Genomic DNA, 17963 nt, shown 5'->3' with positions numbered 1-17963 from the left:
TAATCAAGGTATGAGACTAAGTAAGTCTTCAATTTATCTTTTAGAGAGTATTCGGCTGGTGGAAGAATACGATAAATAGATGACTGAATGCACCTCATGTATGAAATTGAATATAATACGAGTGAATAGATGCTATCTATTAATAAGAGTGGAACCGTGCTGAAGCACCTCTGTAATAAGAGGTGCTTCTTTTTATTTAGAGGGGAGGATGCCGTTGTTTAAACGTATTAAAGATGATATTGCAATGGTCTTTGAACAGGATCCGGCAGCGAGAAGTAGTATTGAGGTATTTTTGACATATTCGGGATTACACGCAGTGTGGTGGCATTTAATTGCCCATTGGTTCTTCAAGCGTAGAATGTACTTCATTGCACGAAGTATCAGTCAGATTTCAAGATTCTTCTCTGGAATTGAGATCCATCCAGGTGCAAAGATAGGAAGGCGTTTATTTATTGACCATGGTATGGGTATTGTCATTGGTGAAACGTGTACGATTGGAGATAACGTTACAATCTATCAAGGAGTAACGCTTGGTGGTACGGGTAAAGAACGCGGAAAACGTCATCCTGATATAGGAGATAACGTATTAATTGCAGCTGGGGCTAAGGTGCTGGGAAATATACAGATTGGGAATAATGTAAATATTGGAGCGAATTCTGTTGTTCTGAAATGTGTTCCCGATTATTCTACTGTCGTAGGAATACCGGGACGTATTGTAAGACAAAATGGGGTCAAGGTAAAGGTCGGTAAGTCGTTTGAACATACGAATTTGCCCGACCCGGTATATGAAAAATTAAAAGAACTAGAACGTCATATAGAGGCGTCAAGAAATGGAGAGATTCAGGATGATTACGTTATATAATACATTGACTCGAAGTAAAGAGAAGTTTGTACCCATTGAAGAAGGAAGAGTAAAAATGTATGTGTGTGGACCGACTGTCTACAATTATATTCATATCGGAAATGCCCGTCCGGCTATCAGTTTTGATGTGGTACGTCGTTATTTTGAATATCGAGGATATGAGGTTGATTATGTCTCTAACTTCACCGATGTAGACGATAAGCTGATTAAAGCGGCAAATGAACTTGGAGAGACGGTGCCAGAGATAGCAGACCGTTTTATTGAAGCATACTTTGAGGACACACATGCTTTAAACTGTAAGACTGCAACACACCACCCTCGTGTAATGGATCATATGGAGGACATTATTGAATTTATCGATGAATTAATTAAGAAAGGCTACGCTTATGAAAGTGGTGGCGATGTTTATTTTAGAACACGTAAGTTCGATGGTTATGGTAAGCTTAGCCACCAGTCAATCGATGAACTTAAAATAGGTGCACGTATCCAGACTGGAGAACTTAAAGATGATGCGCTTGACTTTGCATTATGGAAAACAGCAAAGCCGGGAGAAATCAGCTGGCAGTCGCCTTGGGGAGAAGGACGACCGGGGTGGCATATTGAGTGTTCTGTAATGGCAAAGAAGCATTTAGGAGATTCTATCGATATCCATGCTGGAGGAAGTGATTTAACATTCCCGCATCATGAAAATGAAATTGCACAATCAGAAGCGCACAACGACACGACTTTTGCTAATTATTGGCTACACAATGGATTTATTAATATAGACAATGAGAAGATGAGTAAATCTTTAGGAAACTTCATTCTTGTACATGACATTATTAAAGAAATTGATCCGAATGTATTACGTTTCTTTATGATCAGTGTCCACTACAGAAATCCTATCAACTATAATATGGAGCTTGTTGCTAGCGCTAAAGCAGGGCTTGAGCGTATTCAAAATGCGTACCAGGCGATGAAAGAACGTCAGGCAATATCGGTGGATGTTGTAGATCATGCTGAAACAATCCTTGTGATTGATAACATATTGAAACAATTTGAAACTGCCATGGATGATGATTTCAATACTGCTAATGCGATTACTGCATGGTATGAACTTGCGAAACAGGCAAATATATATAATCAGAATTCATCTACAGATTTAAAAGTCATTAATCGATTTATCGAAGTGTTTGAAATTTTTAGTGAAGTCCTAGGTGTGAAACTGAATACAAGTGATACATTGCTAGATGAAGAGGTTGAACGATTAATTGAAGAGCGTCAAGAGGCGAGAAAGAATAAAGACTTTAAACGTGCAGATGAGATTCGTGATGCATTAAAAGAGCAAAATATTATTCTTGAAGATACAGCGCAAGGTGTGAGGTACAAACGTGGTTAATCAGGCAAGTTTATATAATCCGTTGACGCTTGCATATTTAGGCGATGCAGTTCTAGATTTATATATACGCAATTACATTGTGCGCGAAAAAAATCGTAAACCCAATGAACTGCATCGATATGCGACATTCTTCGTTTCTGCTAAGAGTCAGTCTCAGACATTTGATTCACTTGTTGAAGACAACTTTTTTACAACGGAAGAAATGGACATATTAATGCGTGGACGTAACGCTAAGAGCCATACAAAAGCAAAAAATACAGACGTCGTAACTTACAAAAAAAGTACGGGATTAGAAGCGGTTATCGGGTACTTGCATTTGAATGAAGATAATGAAAGGCTCGATGCACTGCTCAATGAAATCATATCACTGTGTGAAAAGAGGGGTAAAGATGAAAGCAACTGATGAAATAATCGTAGGCAGGCATGCTGTAAAAAGCGCTGTAACTTCAGACCATGAAATCAATAAAGTATTAATTCAAGAAGGTATTAATAAGTCTCAAATCAGCAGTCTTTTGAATCTGTGTAAAGAAAAAAAGATTGTCGTTCAAACAGTTCCTAAATCAAAACTGGATTATTTATCAGATGTTCCGCATCAAGGGATACTGGCAATGATATCTCCTTATGAGTATACGGAACTTGAAGATTTTCTGAGCAATAAAGCGTCTGATAAGTTAAATACAATTATGATATTAGATGGACTGGAGGACCCACACAACTTAGGTTCAATTATTAGAACTGCCGATGCTATTGGTATAGATGGTATCATGATACCAAAGCGCCGTTCTGTAAGTCTGAATCAAACGGTTGTCAAAGCTTCTACAGGTGCAGTGGAGCATGTGCCAGTAATGCGAGTGAATAATATTAATCAGGCGATTGATAAGTTAAAGGATGCGGGTTACTGGATAGCGGGAACGGACGCCAAGCAATCAGTAGACTATCGTAAAATGAATGCTGATATGGATTTGGCAATCGTTATTGGCTCAGAAGGCGAAGGGATGAGCCGACTAGTGAAAGAGAAATGCGACTTCTTGGTTCATTTACCGATGGTTGGTCATGTTAACAGTTTAAATGCTTCTGTTGCGGCAAGTTTGCTGATGTACGAAGTGTATCGTAAAAGGAACCCAGTAGACTGATGAAAGAATTTTATACAATTATAGACGGCTATAACGTAATAGGGCAAAGTCGTCATCTATCCGCTATTGCTATGGATTCACTAGAAGAAGCACGTATGAATTTATTACTGGAACTTGCGAATTATAATGCCAGGATTCAAGATGATGTCATTGTGGTCTTCGATGCGTATGATGTAAAATCTCATGAACAAGAAGAATTATTCCATGGTATCCGTGTGATTTATTCTAAAGAGAATGAAACCGCGGATGCAGTGATTGAGCGTTTAACTTTTGAGTTGTACAAAAAACATATTACGACCATTAAAGTCGTAACAAGTGATATGTCAGAACAGCATGCAATCTTTGGCAGTGGTGCACTACGCATACCATCACGTGAATTTATTACAAATCTTGAAGAAGAAAAAATGATCGTTGAAAAAGATATGAAGCAGATGCATGAAGTGAAACCAAGAACTAGAATCGTGCTAGATAAAGAAACTTTGCAAAAGTTAGAACGTATACGAAGAGGAAAACAATAATTTTTTGAGTAAAAACTATTGTTTGTAATAATCTTTAAAACAATTTACGCTATAGTTAAAAACTAGAGGGCCGTCATGCTTATAACATACTTAACACTATGTGAAAAATCTTCTCCTTACGTTGTAATGACTTTAGAGGAAATTGTGTATGAAATACAAAATGGAAATCTGGATTGCTTTGATACTTTAGTTGTGCGTATGCAAAATGGAATGGAAGTTTATATTAGAAAGTATTACTACATTGAACGTGCTATAGTCTATCAGCAATGTTTAATAACATTGTATGAAACTGCACTGAACTATAAAAAAGAGCGCAATGATTCTTTCGAACGCTATTACTATCATATGCTGAAATTCGCGCTATTAAATATGATGAAACAAAATAAAGGTTCACGTGATGTAGAAGAAATCAGTATTGATATGGTGGACCGTTATGATCGCCCGGTTGCTGAACATATTGTCGATGTCAATGCATTAAGGCCAGAAGTTATGAGCGAGTATTATGCATTGACGGACGCACTTACGCCAGCAAACTTAAAACTCAGTCTGCTTGAAAGTAAAGTTTTAGACTATGTACAAGATGGGTTATCCGTCAAAGCGATGGCACTATTAGAAGATGAGTCCATAAAGACGATTCAAAATGCAATTGTAAGACTAAGACGTAAAATCAGAAAACATTTACTGGATGATGGAGACGTTTGACAAAGTTTAAGATAATTTGTATATTTAACTAGGATTATAACAAAACGATGCATAGTATAATAAGTGAATATAAATAAAAATATATCGGATGTTCACGTTCGGTATATTTTTTATCATTCAATAAAATTGGAGGCAAGACCAAATGGAAAATAAAGAAAACTTTTTTCAAGGTGTAGTTTCTGAGATGAAAAAGACGACTTGGCCTACGGGACAAGAAGTTGTAAGAGACACATCAATTGTTGTAGCGACAGTTATCTTCTTTATCATTTTCTTTTTCCTTATCGATATGGGGATTACGGAATTAATTCGATTAATTAAATAAGGAGGCATATTAAATGTCTGAGGAAAGTAAAAAACACTGGTATGCGGTTCATACATACTCAGGATATGAAAATAAAGTAAAAGACAATTTAGAAAAACGTCTTGAATCAATGAACATGCAGGATCAAATTTTTCGTGTAGTAATTCCTGAAGAGGAAGAAACAACGATTAAAGACGGGAAAAAGAAAACGAGTCTCAAAAAGACGTTCCCTGGATATGTCCTTGTAGAACTTGTGATGACAGATGAATCGTGGTATGTCGTACGTAATACTCCAGGAGTTACTGGGTTTGTAGGTTCGGCTGGCGCTGGATCTAAACCAAATCCATTATTACCTGAAGAAGCAAGATTTATCTTGAAATCTATGGGTATGAATGAAAAGACAATCGATGTTGAGATTGAACTTGGTGAACAAGTGCGTGTTACAAGTGGACCGTTCACGAATCAGGTTGGTGAAGTAAAAGAAATCGATGCAGAGAAATATAAATTAACAGTGCTCGTTGATATGTTTGGACGAGAAACACCTGTTGAAGTTGAATTTGACCAGATTGAAAAATTATAATATTCATTTTATAAATAATTGTAAATTTTCACTTGCCAAAATGGGTTTAAAGTGGTAATATTTTATAGTCGTGCAAATGCACGTATATGAGTGGGAGGGTAAATATCATACCCTGTGACCACATCACGATATCAAGGAGGTGCACATCGTGGCTAAAAAAGTAATCAAAGTTGTTAAATTACAAATCCCTGCGGGGAAAGCAAATCCAGCACCACCAGTTGGACCAGCATTAGGTCAAGCGGGTGTAAACATTATGGGATTCTGTAAGGAATTTAACGCACGTACACAAGAACAAGCAGGTTTAATTATTCCGGTTGAAATTTCTGTATTTGAAGACCGTTCATTTACATTTATCACTAAAACACCACCTGCAGCAGTATTACTTAAGAAAGCAGCTAAAATTGAGAAAGGTTCTGGTGAACCTAACAAAAATAAAGTTGCTACAGTAACTGAAGATCAAGTACGTGAAATCGCTGAAGCTAAAATGGAAGATTTAAATGCAGCAAGCGTAGAAGCGGCAATGAGAATTGTTGCTGGTACTGCTCGTAGTATGGGTGTAGAAATTAAATAATAGAATCAAGATTTAAGCAGACGTTAACTCGTCTGCTCTTGCATTGTATATAGCAATGCCCGTGGGAGGAAATTCCGCTAAAACCACTATAAGGAGGAAATGAACAATGGCTAAAAAAGGTAAAAAATATCAAGAAGCCGCTCAAAAAGTTGATAGCACAAAATTCTACTCTGTAGAAGAAGCAATCAAACTTGCGAAAGAAACGAGCACTGTTAACTTTGATGCATCTGTTGAAGTTGCATTCCGTCTAGGAATTGACGTGCGTAAAAACGATCAGCAAATCCGTGGGGCTGTAGTACTTCCAAATGGTACTGGTAAAACTCAACGTGTATTAGTATTTGCTAAAGGTGAAAAATTAAAAGAAGCTGAAGCAGCAGGTGCTGACTTCGTTGGTGATTCAGAATACATCAATAAAATTAACCAAGGATGGTTCGATTTTGATGTTATCGTTGCAACTCCAGATATGATGGGAGAAGTTGGTAAACTTGGTCGTGTACTTGGACCTAAAGGTTTAATGCCAAACCCTAAAACTGGAACAGTTACTATGGATGTAACGAAAGCGGTTCAAGAAATCAAAGCTGGTAAAGTAGAATACCGTGCTGAGAAATCTGGTATCGTTCATGCTGCAATCGGTAAAGTATCATTTGATGCTGATAAATTAGTTGAAAACTTTAACACACTTAAAGATGTTTTAGCTAAAGCTAAACCAGCTTCATCTAAAGGTACTTACTTCAAAACAGTTGCTGTAACAACAACTATGGGCCCTGGTATTAAAATCGACCCATCAGAAGTAAGAAACTAATTTTTAAAAACAATTGACAAGATTCAAGTTTCACGATATAGTGTAATTTGTATTTTATAAATAACCTAAGACAGTAGGGGCGTTAAGCTTAATAATCCTACCGAGGTGAAATTTGACTTGAACATTTCAAGCACTTTTTGCCATGGGTGAAAAGTGCTTTTTTAATACTCTTATTAGAAAAGCACGAAAATCTTAATGGAGGTGTCACAATGAGTACAAAAGCGATCGAAATCAAACAACAAAAAGCTGACGTGATTACTGAACAGTTAAAAAATTCAGTATCAACAATCATCGTTGACTACCGTGGTTTAACAGTTGCGCAAGTAACAGAACTACGTAAACAACTTCGTGAAGCTGGCGTGGAATTCAAAGTATATAAAAACACTTTAGTTCGTCGTTCTGCTGTTGCTGCTGGAATTGAAGGAATTGATGAATTCTTAACAGGTCCAAACGCTATCGCATTCTCAACTGAGGAAGTTGTTGCTCCAGCTAAAATTATCGCTGATTTCGCTAAAGAAAACGAAGCGTTAGATATTAAAGCTGGTATCATCGAAGGAACTGTAACGTCTGCTGAAGATGTTAAAGCTATTGCATCTTTACCATCAAAAGAAGGACTTATTTCTATGGTTCTTTCAGTATTACAAGCACCAATCCGCAACTTCGCATATGCAGTTAAAGCGGTTGGAGAGCAACAAGGCGGAGAAGAAACTGCTGCTGAAGAAGCGTAAGCTCTTAAAACAAGTTTCATAAAAACTAATTAAAATTTAAATGGAGGAATAAAACATGTCTAACGAAAAAATTATCGAAATGATTAAAGAAATGTCAGTTTTAGAATTAAACGATTTAGTTAAAGCAATCGAAGAAGAATTTGGTGTAACTGCTGCTGCTCCTGTAGCTGTAGCTGGTGCTGCTGGTGGCGAAGGTGCTGCTGCTGAGAAAACTGAATTTGACGTAGAATTAGTATCTGCTGGTTCTTCAAAAATCAAAGTTGTTAAAGCTGTTAAAGAAGCAACTGGTTTAGGATTAAAAGACGCTAAAGACTTAGTTGACAACGCTCCTAAAGTTGTTAAAGAAGCTGTTTCTAAAGACGAAGCTGAAGAATTAAAAGCTAAATTAGAAGAAGCTGGAGCAACTGTAGAAGTTAAATAATTTCTCTTTTGTTTAAAACCCGTTATGTATATAACGGGTTTTTCTTGCTTTATATTAGTATAATTTCAACTGAGCGCGCATTGCGCTGAGTTGAAATAAGTGAGGTGTCAGAGTGAGTCATTATTATAGTGAAGAACAAACGGTAGCAAGTCATGAAAGTACAATCGATTTTAATATGGGGAGTCATAGCTTAAAACTTACGACCGATGCCGGTGTGTTTTCTAAAGGCGGCGTCGATTTCGGATCAAAATTACTTGTACAAACATTTTTGGATGATGCACAACCTGAACGTATTTTAGATGTAGGATGTGGATACGGTACGATGGGATTGATGGTAGCAAATCATTTCCCAGAATCAACAGTACATATGGTGGATGTGAATACGCGTGCGTTAGCTTTATCAGAAAGAAACGCCGTGACAAACAAAATTAATAACGCCATGATTTATAAAAGCGATGGTTTAAATGAAGTAACTGAACAGTTTGATGCAGTTATTACAAACCCGCCTATTCGTGCGGGTAAAGATGTTGTACATCGCATTCTTTCAGATAGTTATAACATATTAGAACATCGAGGTGCACTATATGTTGTAATACAAAAGAAACAAGGGATGCCATCAGCGAGGAAAAAGATGGATGAGGTTTTTGGTAATGTCACAGTGCTTAAGAAAGATAAAGGCTACTATATATTAAAGAGTGTAAAAGGTTGACCTTATACAATCTGTCTGTTATAGTAATAGAATGTAAAATTTTAAATGAATAAGTGTGCACTTTTCTATCTTTTATAGATGTCGGATGAGCAAAAGAAAATGAAAATGGAATGATCTGATTTCCGTTTTCTTTTTGTCTTAACAACGCTATATGAATAAGTGTGCACCACAATTTTTTGAGGGGTGAATCTGTTGACAGGTCAACTTATCCAATACGGAAGACATCGTAAACGTAGAAGTTATGCGAGAATTTCCGAAATTCTAGAACTACCTAACTTAATCGAGATTCAAACGAAATCTTATGATTGGTTCCTAAAAGAAGGTTTAATCGAAATGTTTAAAGACATTTCTCCGATTGAAGACTTCACAGGTAACTTATCATTAGAGTTTGTAGATTACAAATTAGGTGAACCAAAGTACGATTTAGATGAATCGAAAAACCGTGATGCAACTTATGCTGCACCACTTCGTGTTAAGGTTCGTTTAATCATCAAAGAAACAGGTGAAGTGAAAGAACAAGAAGTATTTATGGGTGATTTCCCATTAATGACTGATACAGGTACGTTCGTTATTAACGGTGCCGAACGTGTTATCGTGTCTCAGCTTGTTCGTTCACCGTCAGTTTATTTCAATGACAAAGTAGACAAAAACGGTAAAGTCAGCTTCGGTGCGACTGTAATCCCTAACCGTGGTGCATGGCTTGAATATGAAACTGATGCGAAGGATGTTGTATTTGTACGTATTGATCGTACACGTAAACTTCCAATTACGGTGTTGCTCCGTGCGTTAGGATTTAGTACGGATCAAGAAATTATTGACCTATTAGGTGATAATGAATATTTGCGTAACGCATTAGATAAAGATAACACTGAATCAACAGAAGCTGCATTGCTTGAAATTTATGAACGCTTACGTCCAGGTGAACCACCGACAGTTGAGAATGCTAAGAGTTTATTATACTCTCGCTTCTTTGATCCAAAACGCTATGACTTAGCAAGCGTTGGGCGTTATAAAATGAACAAAAAATTACATTTAAAACATCGTCTATTTAACCAAGTGTTAGCTGAGCCGATTGTGAATACTGAGACAGGTGAAATCGTAGCTGAAGAAGGTACACTATTAGACCGTCGTAATTTAGATCAAATTATGGATGTGCTAGAAAGCAATGCAAACCAAAAAGTTTATGATTTAGATAATGGCTTATTAGATGAACCGATTGAAATTCAGTCCGTTAAAGTTTACGTTCCTGGAGATGAAGAGAAACGTACAACGACAATTATTGGTAATGCTTTCCCAGATGATGAGGTGAAATGTATTACCCCAGCAGATATCTTATCTTCTGTAAGTTACTTCTTTAACTTACTAGCAGGTGTTGGATTTACGGATGATATTGACCACTTAGGTAACCGTCGTTTACGTTCGGTAGGTGAATTGCTACAAAATCAATTCCGTATTGGGTTAAGTCGTATGGAGCGTGTTGTGCGCGAACGTATGAGTTTGCAAGATACTGAATCTGTAACACCACAACAATTAATCAACATCCGCCCTGTAATTGCATCTATCAAAGAATTCTTTGGTAGCTCTCAATTATCTCAGTTCATGGACCAGGCAAATCCATTAGCCGAGCTTACACATAAACGTCGTTTATCTGCATTAGGACCTGGTGGTTTAACAAGAGAACGTGCTGGTATGGAAGTACGTGACGTTCACTATTCTCACTATGGCCGTATGTGTCCGATTGAAACACCTGAGGGCCCAAACATCGGGTTAATCAACTCACTTTCAAGTTATGCGCGCGTAAATGAATTTGGTTTCATTGAAACACCATATAGAAAAGTTGATATCGAGACCAATACAGTAACAAGCCAAATTGACTACTTAACAGCAGATGAAGAAGATGCTTACGTAGTTGCTCAGGCGAATGCGCGTTTAGATGACAATGGTAAGTTCTTAGACGATGAAGTTGTATGTCGTTTCCGTGGAGATAACACAGTCATGGCACGTGAACGTATGGATTACATGGATGTATCGCCGAAACAGGTTGTTTCTGCAGCGACTGCATGTATCCCATTCTTAGAAAACGATGACTCGAACCGTGCATTAATGGGTGCGAACATGCAACGTCAAGCAGTACCTTTAATGAATCCAGAAGCGCCATTTGTTGGTACGGGTATGGAACACGTAGCTGCGCGTGACTCTGGAGCTGCAGTAGTTTCGAAATATAAAGGTCGTGTGGAACACGTAGAAGCACGTCAAATTAAAGTTCGCCGTATTGTTGAAGAAGGCGGAAAAGAAATCGAAACAGATTTAGATGTATACAAATTAGCGAAATTCGCACGTTCAAACTCTGGTACTTGTTACAACCAACGTCCAATCGTTGAAGCTGGTGACATCGTAACGAAAGGTGAAATCTTAGCAGATGGTCCTTCTATGGAACTTGGTGAGATGGCACTTGGACGTAACGTAGTTGTTGGATTTATGACTTGGGATGGTTATAACTATGAGGATGCTGTAATCATGAGCGAACGTCTTGTGAAAGACGACGTATATACTTCTATCCATATTGAAGAATATGAATCAGAAGCGCGTGATACGAAGCTTGGACCTGAAGAAATCACACGTGACATTCCGAACGTTTCAGATAATGCACTGAAAAACTTAGATGATCGTGGTATCATTTTCGTTGGAGCTGAAGTACGTGATGGTGACATCTTAGTTGGTAAAGTAACGCCTAAAGGGGTTACTGAATTAACGGCTGAAGAACGTTTATTACATGCAATCTTCGGTGAAAAAGCGCGTGAAGTACGTGATACTTCATTACGTGTACCACACGGTGCTGATGGTATCGTATTAGACGTTAAAGTCTTCAATCGTGAAGATGGCGACGAGTTACCACCAGGTGTTAACCAATTAGTACGTGTTTACATCGTTCAAAAACGTAAAATTCACGTTGGGGATAAAATGTGTGGACGTCATGGAAATAAAGGGGTTATCTCACGTATCTTACCAGAAGAAGATATGCCATTTATGCCTGACGGAACACCAATCGACATCATGTTAAACCCACTTGGGGTACCTTCTCGTATGAATATCGGACAAGTATTAGAGTTACACTTAGGTATGGCTGCTAAAAACTTAGGTCTGCATGTTGCGTCTCCAGTATTTGATGGAGCGAACGATGAAGATGTTTGGTCAACAATCGAAGAAGCTGGTATGGCACGTGACGGTAAAACAGTACTTTATGATGGACGTACTGGTGAACCATTCGATAACCGTGTATCAGTTGGTGTAATGTACATGCTTAAATTAGCCCACATGGTTGATGATAAGTTACATGCACGTTCAACTGGACCTTACTCACTTGTTACACAACAACCACTTGGTGGTAAAGCGCAATTTGGTGGACAACGTTTTGGTGAGATGGAAGTATGGGCACTTGAAGCTTACGGTGCGGCGTATACTTTACAAGAAATCTTAACGTACAAATCAGATGATACTGTAGGGCGTGTTAAAACTTATGAAGCAATTGTTAAAGGTGAAAACATTCCACGTCCAGGTGTTCCAGAATCATTCCGTGTACTTATGAAAGAGTTACAAAGTTTAGGTTTAGACGTTAAAGTAATGGATAACAAAGATGAAGAAATTGAAATGCGTGATTTAGAAGATGACGATTTCGTTGATTCTAAGATTAATATTGCTAAAGCGCCGATGCCAGAAGCTGAGATCACTGAATAATCACTGTCTCGGAAGAATTAACCGATGATTCGGCCGAGGCTGAATCATCTCTAAATTTCATTATGATATAGAAAAATTTTTAATATACTAAGGAGGTAGGGCTTTGATTGATGTAAATAACTTTCATTACATGAAGATAGGTCTCGCTTCACCTGAAAAAATCCGTTCTTGGAGTTTCGGTGAAGTTAAAAAGCCAGAAACAATTAACTACCGTACATTAAAACCTGAAAGAGATGGTTTATTCTGTGAGAAGATTTTTGGTCCGACAAAAGACTGGGAATGTAGCTGTGGAAAATATAAACGTGTACGTTACAAAGGTATGGTCTGTGACCGTTGTGGCGTTGAAGTAACAAAATCAAAAGTACGTCGCGAACGTATGGGTCACATTGAACTTGCAGCACCAGTATCACATATCTGGTACTTTAAAGGCATTCCATCACGTATGGGATTATTACTAGACATGTCACCACGTTCTTTAGAAGAAGTCATCTACTTTGCTTCTTATGCGGTAATTAATCCAGGGCCAACGGGTCTAGAGAAGAAAACGTTATTATCTGAAAGAGAATATCGTGAATACTATGATAAATTCCCAGGTCAATTTACTGCAAAAATGGGTGCTGAAGCGATTAAAGATTTACTTCTTGATATCGATTTAGATCAAGAGTTGCGTTCATTACGTGAAGAACTAGAATCTGCAACTGGTCAACGTTTAACACGTGCAATTAAACGTCTTGAAGTAGTAGAATCATTCCGTAACTCAGGAAATGATCCTTCATGGATGATTTTAGATGTACTGCCGATTATCCCACCTGAAATTCGTCCGATGGTTCAATTAGATGGTGGACGTTTTGCGACAAGTGACTTGAACGATTTATATCGTCGTGTCATTAACCGTAACAACCGTTTAAAACGTTTATTAGATTTAGGTGCTCCTGGCATCATCGTTCAAAACGAAAAACGTATGTTACAAGAAGCAGTTGATGCGTTAATCGATAATGGTCGTCGTGGCCGTCCGGTTACTGGACCAGGTAACCGCCCATTAAAATCTTTGTCACATATGCTTAAGGGGAAACAAGGTCGTTTCCGTCAAAACTTACTTGGTAAACGTGTAGACTACTCTGGTCGTTCGGTTATCGTAGTAGGACCTAACTTAAAGATGTATCAATGTGGTCTTCCTAAAGAAATGGCACTTGAATTATTTAAGCCATTTGTTATGAAAGAGCTTGTTGAACGTGAAATTGCTACAAACATTAAGAATGCTAAAGGTAAAATTGAGCGCATGGAAGCAGAAGTATGGGATGTGTTAGAAGATGTTATTCGTGAACATCCAGTACTGTTAAACCGTGCACCAACACTTCACCGTTTAGGTATCCAGGCGTTTGAACCAACATTAGTTGAAGGACGTGCAATTCGTCTTCACCCGCTTGTAACAACTGCTTACAATGCCGATTTCGATGGTGACCAAATGGCCGTTCACGTACCTTTATCAAAAGAAGCACAAGCTGAAGCACGTATGTTAATGTTAGCAGCACAAAACATCTTAAACCCGAAAGATGGTAAGCCAGTAGTTACACCATCTCAGGATATGGTACTTGGAAACTATTACTTAACATTAGAGCGTGTAGGTTCTATTGGTGAAGGTAAAATCTTTAAAGACGCAAATGAAGTTATCATGGCTTATGTGAATGGTTATGTTCATTTACATTCAAGAATCGCCGTTTATGCAGGGTCATTTAATAATCCTACATTTACAGACGAACAAAACAAACAGTTATTGTTAACATCTGTTGGTAAAGTAATATTCAATGAAATTATGCCGGAATCTTTCCCATATATTAATGAACCAACTTTATCTAACTTAGAAACAAGAACACCAGACAGATACTTTATCAATGCAACTGATATTACTGAAGAAGGACTTCTCAAATTATTGGATGAAACACCACTTGTTAGACCTTTTAATAAGAAATTCTTAGGTCAGATCATTGCAGAAGTATTTAATAAGTTCCATATAACAGATACTTCAATGATGTTAGATAGAATGAAAGACTTAGGATTTAAGTATTCATCACGTGCAGGTATTACTGTAGGTGTATCTGATATCGTAGTATTACCAGATAAGCAGGAAATTATTGATGCTGCAGAAGAGAAAGTAGATAGAGTTACAAAACAATTCACGCGTGGTTTAATTACTGAGAGTGAACGTTATGCAGCTGTTATCGAAATCTGGACAAAAGCAAAAGATGATATTCAAGCGAAGTTAATGAACTCTTTAGATGACTTAAACCCAATCTTCATGATGAGTGATTCTGGTGCCCGTGGTAACGCATCTAACTTTACGCAGCTAGCAGGTATGCGTGGACTGATGGCCAACCCATCTGGACGAATCATTGAGTTACCAATCAAATCATCATTCCGTGAAGGTTTAACGGTATTAGAATACTTTATCTCGACACATGGTGCCCGTAAAGGTCTTGCTGATACAGCACTTAAAACAGCCGATTCTGGTTACTTAACACGTCGTCTTGTTGACGTGGCACAAGATGTGATTGTTCGTGAACCGGATTGTGGTACAGACCGTGGATTACTTGTATCAGCGATTCGTGAAGGTTCAGAACTTATTGAACCATTTATTGAACGTCTTGAAGGTCGTTATTCAAGAGAGGCAGTTAGACACCCAGAAACAAAAGAAATATTAGTCCAATCTAACGAATTAATCACACCTGAAATTGCGAAATCAATTGTTGATGCTGGCATTGAAGAAATGCATATCCGTTCAGCATTTACTTGTAATACACGTCACGGTGTATGTGAAAAATGTTACGGTAAAAACCTTGCAACAGGTGAAAAAGTTGAAGTTGGTGAAGCAGTTGGAACAATTGCTGCACAATCTATCGGTGAACCTGGTACACAGCTTACAATGCGTACGTTCCATACAGGTGGGGTAGCCGGTGCCGATATCACTCAAGGTTTACCGCGTATTCAAGAGTTATTCGAAGCGCGTAATCCGAAAGGTCAAGCTGTAATTTCTGAAATTAACGGTGAAATCATCGATATTAATATCGTAAAAGATCGTATGCAAGAAATTAAAGTTAAAGGTGAAAATGAAGTACGTACGTACTTAGCGCCTGGTAACGCAAGACTTAAAGTTGAAATCGGTCAGAAAATCGCGCGTGGAGAAGTAATGACTGAAGGTTCAATTGAGCCTAAAGAGTTACTTGCAATCGCAGGTTTAAATGCAACACAAAGTTACTTACTAAAAGAAGTACAAAAAGTTTACCGTATGCAAGGGGTAGAAATTTCTGATAAACACGTAGAAGTAATGGTACGTCAAATGTTACGTAAAGTACGTATCATCGAAGCAGGAGACACTTCATTACTTCCTGGTGCATTAGTAGATATCCATACATTTACAGATGCAAACAGAAAAGTGTTTAAAGAAAGAAAACACCCAGCAACAGCGAAGCCAGTATTACTTGGTATTACGAAAGCTTCTCTTGAGACAGAAAGTTTCTTATCAGCAGCTTCATTCCAGGAAACAACACGTGTGTTAACGGATGCTGCAATTAAAGGTAAGCGAGATGACTTACTTGGACTTAAAGAGAACGTTATTATCGGTAAATTGATTCCAGCTGGTACAGGTATGAGACGTTACAGAGACGTTGAATATGATAAGGTTGTAGCAGAAACTGAAGAAACAACTGTTAATAATTAAGTGAAAGAAGACGAGACATTCGTGTCTCGTCTTTTTTATATTTTTGAGAAGTAAAAAATCACTCAAATTTTAAATAATATGGTATAATGCTAAAAAATAAGTGATGTAGAGTGCTAATTAAAACTCAAGATTCTTATAAAAGACGACATTATTATGTAGAACTGTCGCTTTTTTTGTCATTTGATGAAAATAAGGATAGAATTTTAGAAAGTTGTGCAAATAGAATATATGATACCGATATTTACTCATAAAAGAGAAGTATTAATTCTAGATACTATGAAAAACGTGAAAGAACATCCTTATGGCACCATCGATTATAGAAGAATTGTTAATGATCCTATAACACTTAAATAACATTTAAACGATTTGTTTAAATGTTATTTTTTATATAGTTGACGTATGGCTTAAAAGATGATAATATTGTTTAGGTTGATGAGTAGCTCTATAGCTTTGGAGGATAATGATGTCTAATGAAAAAGTTATGCACTCTAGTCAATATGTTGTGGGACTTAAGGAGACATTAAAGTCACTTAGGAAAGGAACTGTCGATTATATTGTGATTGCACAGAATACCGAGATCCACTTATTAACTAATGTGCTATTACTAGCATACCAGCAAGAAATACCTATTGAATTCAGTGATTCGAAAGAAACGCTGGGTAAACAATATGGAATTCAAGTTCGGGCAACAGTCGTTGCACACTTGAAACCCGCTTTGTAAGGCGGTATTCTTACAAATTTTTATTTACCTTAAAAATGAACCACCTGGATGTGTGGAATTAAAGAAGAGAGAGGAGGACATTTAGAATGCCAACTATTAACCAATTAGTTAAAAAGCCAAGAACTTCTAAAGTTAAAAAATCAACTGCGCCTGCATTAAACAAAGGTTATAACAGTCATAAGAAAAAAGCTACAGATTTAGCATCTCCACAAAAACGTGGTGTTTGTACTCGTGTAGGAACTATGACACCTAAAAAACCTAACTCAGCGTTACGTAAATATGCACGTGTGCGTTTATCAAATAATATCGAAGTTAATGCTTATATTCCTGGTATCGGACATAACTTACAAGAACATAGTGTAGTACTTATTCGTGGAGGTCGTGTAAAAGATTTACCGGGGGTACGTTACCATATCGTACGTGGAGCATTAGATACTTCAGGTGTTGACGGCCGTATGCAAGGACGTTCTTTATACGGTGCTAAAAAACCTAAAGAGAAAAAATAAGCATTAAAAACGATAAATTCTATTAACAGTATTTCATTTGTGTAAATGATGCCTTCTTAATAGACATAAAACAATCAAAAAAATATACTTAAGAAAGGAGGATATTAATATGCCTCGTAAAGGTCCTGTTGCAAAAAGAGATGTATTACCAGATCCAATTCATAATTCTAAATTAGTTACTAAATTAATCAATAAAATTATGATTGACGGAAAACGTGGTACTGCTCAAAAAATCTTATACAATGCATTCGATTTAGTTCAAGAACGTTCTGGTCGTGATGCAATGGAAGTTTTCGAAGAAGCAATCAACAATATTATGCCTGTATTAGAAGTTAAAGCTCGTCGTGTTGGGGGTTCTAACTACCAAGTACCTGTAGAAGTTCGCGCTGAGCGTCGTACGACTTTAGGTTTACGTTGGTTAGTAAACTACTCACGTCTTCGTGGTGAGAAAACTATGGAAGAGCGTTTAGCTAATGAAATCTTAGATGCTGCTAACAACACTGGTGGTGCTGTTAAGAAGCGTGAAGATACTCATAAAATGGCAGAAGCAAACAAAGCATTTGCTCACTATCGTTGGTAAG

Annotated in this window: 18 protein-coding genes and 1 other annotated feature; all 18 genes read left to right on the top strand. The window is 37.4% G+C overall.

The annotated features are described in order from the left end of the window. Positions 1–208: 208 nt before the first annotated feature. Positions 209–862, top strand: coding sequence for a serine O-acetyltransferase (cysE, locus tag KYI10_10675; protein ID QYA32781.1), 654 nt, complete (start codon positions 209–211; stop codon positions 860–862). After that, the gene (cysS, locus tag KYI10_10670; GenBank protein QYA32780.1) at positions 846–2240 is read left to right on the top strand and encodes a cysteine--tRNA ligase; all 1395 of its coding nucleotides are present in this window, start codon (positions 846–848) and stop codon (positions 2238–2240) included. The genes cysE and cysS overlap by 17 nt, the downstream gene beginning before the upstream one ends. Beyond that, positions 2233–2643 carry a Mini-ribonuclease 3 gene (locus tag KYI10_10665; GenBank protein ID QYA32779.1) on the top strand — a complete coding sequence of 137 codons (411 nt, stop codon included), beginning with the start codon at positions 2233–2235 and terminating at the stop codon, positions 2641–2643. Before cysS ends, KYI10_10665 begins: the two co-directional genes overlap by 8 nt. After that, entirely contained in the window at positions 2630–3373 is a 744-nt protein-coding gene (rlmB, locus tag KYI10_10660) for a 23S rRNA (guanosine(2251)-2'-O)-methyltransferase RlmB (GenBank protein ID QYA32778.1), read from the top strand. Before KYI10_10665 ends, rlmB begins: the two co-directional genes overlap by 14 nt. Next, the gene (locus KYI10_10655) at positions 3373–3891 is read left to right on the top strand and encodes an NYN domain-containing protein (GenBank protein QYA32777.1); all 519 of its coding nucleotides are present in this window, start codon (positions 3373–3375) and stop codon (positions 3889–3891) included. Before rlmB ends, KYI10_10655 begins: the two co-directional genes overlap by 1 nt. A 75-nt stretch (positions 3892–3966) precedes the next feature. Beyond that, the gene (locus tag KYI10_10650; protein QYA32776.1) at positions 3967–4593 is read left to right on the top strand and encodes a hypothetical protein; all 627 of its coding nucleotides are present in this window, start codon (positions 3967–3969) and stop codon (positions 4591–4593) included. 142 nt (positions 4594–4735) lie between these two features. Continuing rightward, positions 4736–4915: a preprotein translocase subunit SecE gene (gene secE, locus KYI10_10645; protein QYA32775.1), complete on the top strand. Its 180-nt coding sequence runs from the start codon at positions 4736–4738 to the stop codon at positions 4913–4915. A gap of 13 nt (positions 4916–4928) precedes the next feature. Further along, the gene (nusG, locus tag KYI10_10640) at positions 4929–5474 is read left to right on the top strand and encodes a transcription termination/antitermination protein NusG (GenBank protein QYA32774.1); all 546 of its coding nucleotides are present in this window, start codon (positions 4929–4931) and stop codon (positions 5472–5474) included. Between the two features lie 148 nt (positions 5475–5622). Next, a complete protein-coding gene (gene rplK, locus KYI10_10635; protein ID QYA32773.1) occupies positions 5623–6045 on the top strand; it encodes a 50S ribosomal protein L11 in 423 nt (140 codons plus the stop codon). A 106-nt stretch (positions 6046–6151) separates the two neighbouring features. Beyond that, complete coding sequence (gene rplA, locus KYI10_10630) at positions 6152–6847, top strand: 50S ribosomal protein L1 (GenBank protein QYA32772.1); 696 nt, start codon at positions 6152–6154, stop codon at positions 6845–6847. Positions 6848–6893: 46 nt separating this feature from the next. After that, positions 6894–7019: a sequence feature (ribosomal protein L10 leader region), on the top strand. Positions 7020–7056: 37 nt separating this feature from the next. Then, positions 7057–7575, top strand: a complete 519-nt coding sequence (rplJ, locus tag KYI10_10625) for a 50S ribosomal protein L10 (GenBank protein ID QYA32771.1) — start codon at positions 7057–7059, stop codon at positions 7573–7575. Positions 7576–7630: 55 nt separating this feature from the next. After that, on the top strand, positions 7631–7996 hold the full coding sequence (gene rplL, locus KYI10_10620) for a 50S ribosomal protein L7/L12 (GenBank protein ID QYA32770.1): 366 nt from the start codon (positions 7631–7633) through the stop codon (positions 7994–7996). A gap of 163 nt (positions 7997–8159) precedes the next feature. Next, on the top strand, positions 8160–8705 hold the full coding sequence (locus tag KYI10_10615; protein ID QYA33972.2) for a class I SAM-dependent methyltransferase: 546 nt from the start codon (positions 8160–8162) through the stop codon (positions 8703–8705). 192 nt (positions 8706–8897) lie between these two features. Next, a complete protein-coding gene (gene rpoB / locus KYI10_10610; protein QYA32769.1) occupies positions 8898–12440 on the top strand; it encodes a DNA-directed RNA polymerase subunit beta in 3543 nt (1180 codons plus the stop codon). A 103-nt stretch (positions 12441–12543) separates the two neighbouring features. Then, complete coding sequence (rpoC, locus tag KYI10_10605) at positions 12544–16155, top strand: DNA-directed RNA polymerase subunit beta' (protein QYA32768.1); 3612 nt, start codon at positions 12544–12546, stop codon at positions 16153–16155. 463 nt (positions 16156–16618) lie between these two features. Continuing rightward, a complete protein-coding gene (locus KYI10_10600; GenBank protein ID QYA32767.1) occupies positions 16619–16876 on the top strand; it encodes a ribosomal L7Ae/L30e/S12e/Gadd45 family protein in 258 nt (85 codons plus the stop codon). Positions 16877–16962: 86 nt separating this feature from the next. Further along, on the top strand, positions 16963–17382 hold the full coding sequence (gene rpsL / locus KYI10_10595; GenBank protein ID QYA32766.1) for a 30S ribosomal protein S12: 420 nt from the start codon (positions 16963–16965) through the stop codon (positions 17380–17382). A 109-nt stretch (positions 17383–17491) separates the two neighbouring features. Then, positions 17492–17962 (top strand): 30S ribosomal protein S7, encoded by a 471-nt coding sequence (gene rpsG, locus KYI10_10590; protein ID QYA32765.1) that lies wholly within the window; start codon positions 17492–17494, stop codon positions 17960–17962. Position 17963: the final 1 nt, after the last annotated feature.

Source organism: Macrococcus sp. 19Msa1099 (assembly GCA_019357535.2).
Classification (GTDB): Bacteria; Bacillota; Bacilli; order Staphylococcales; family Staphylococcaceae; genus Macrococcoides; species Macrococcoides psychrotolerans.
The sequence above is the reverse complement of the archived record's forward strand: the minus strand, read 5'-3'. Positions and strand labels throughout refer to the sequence as shown.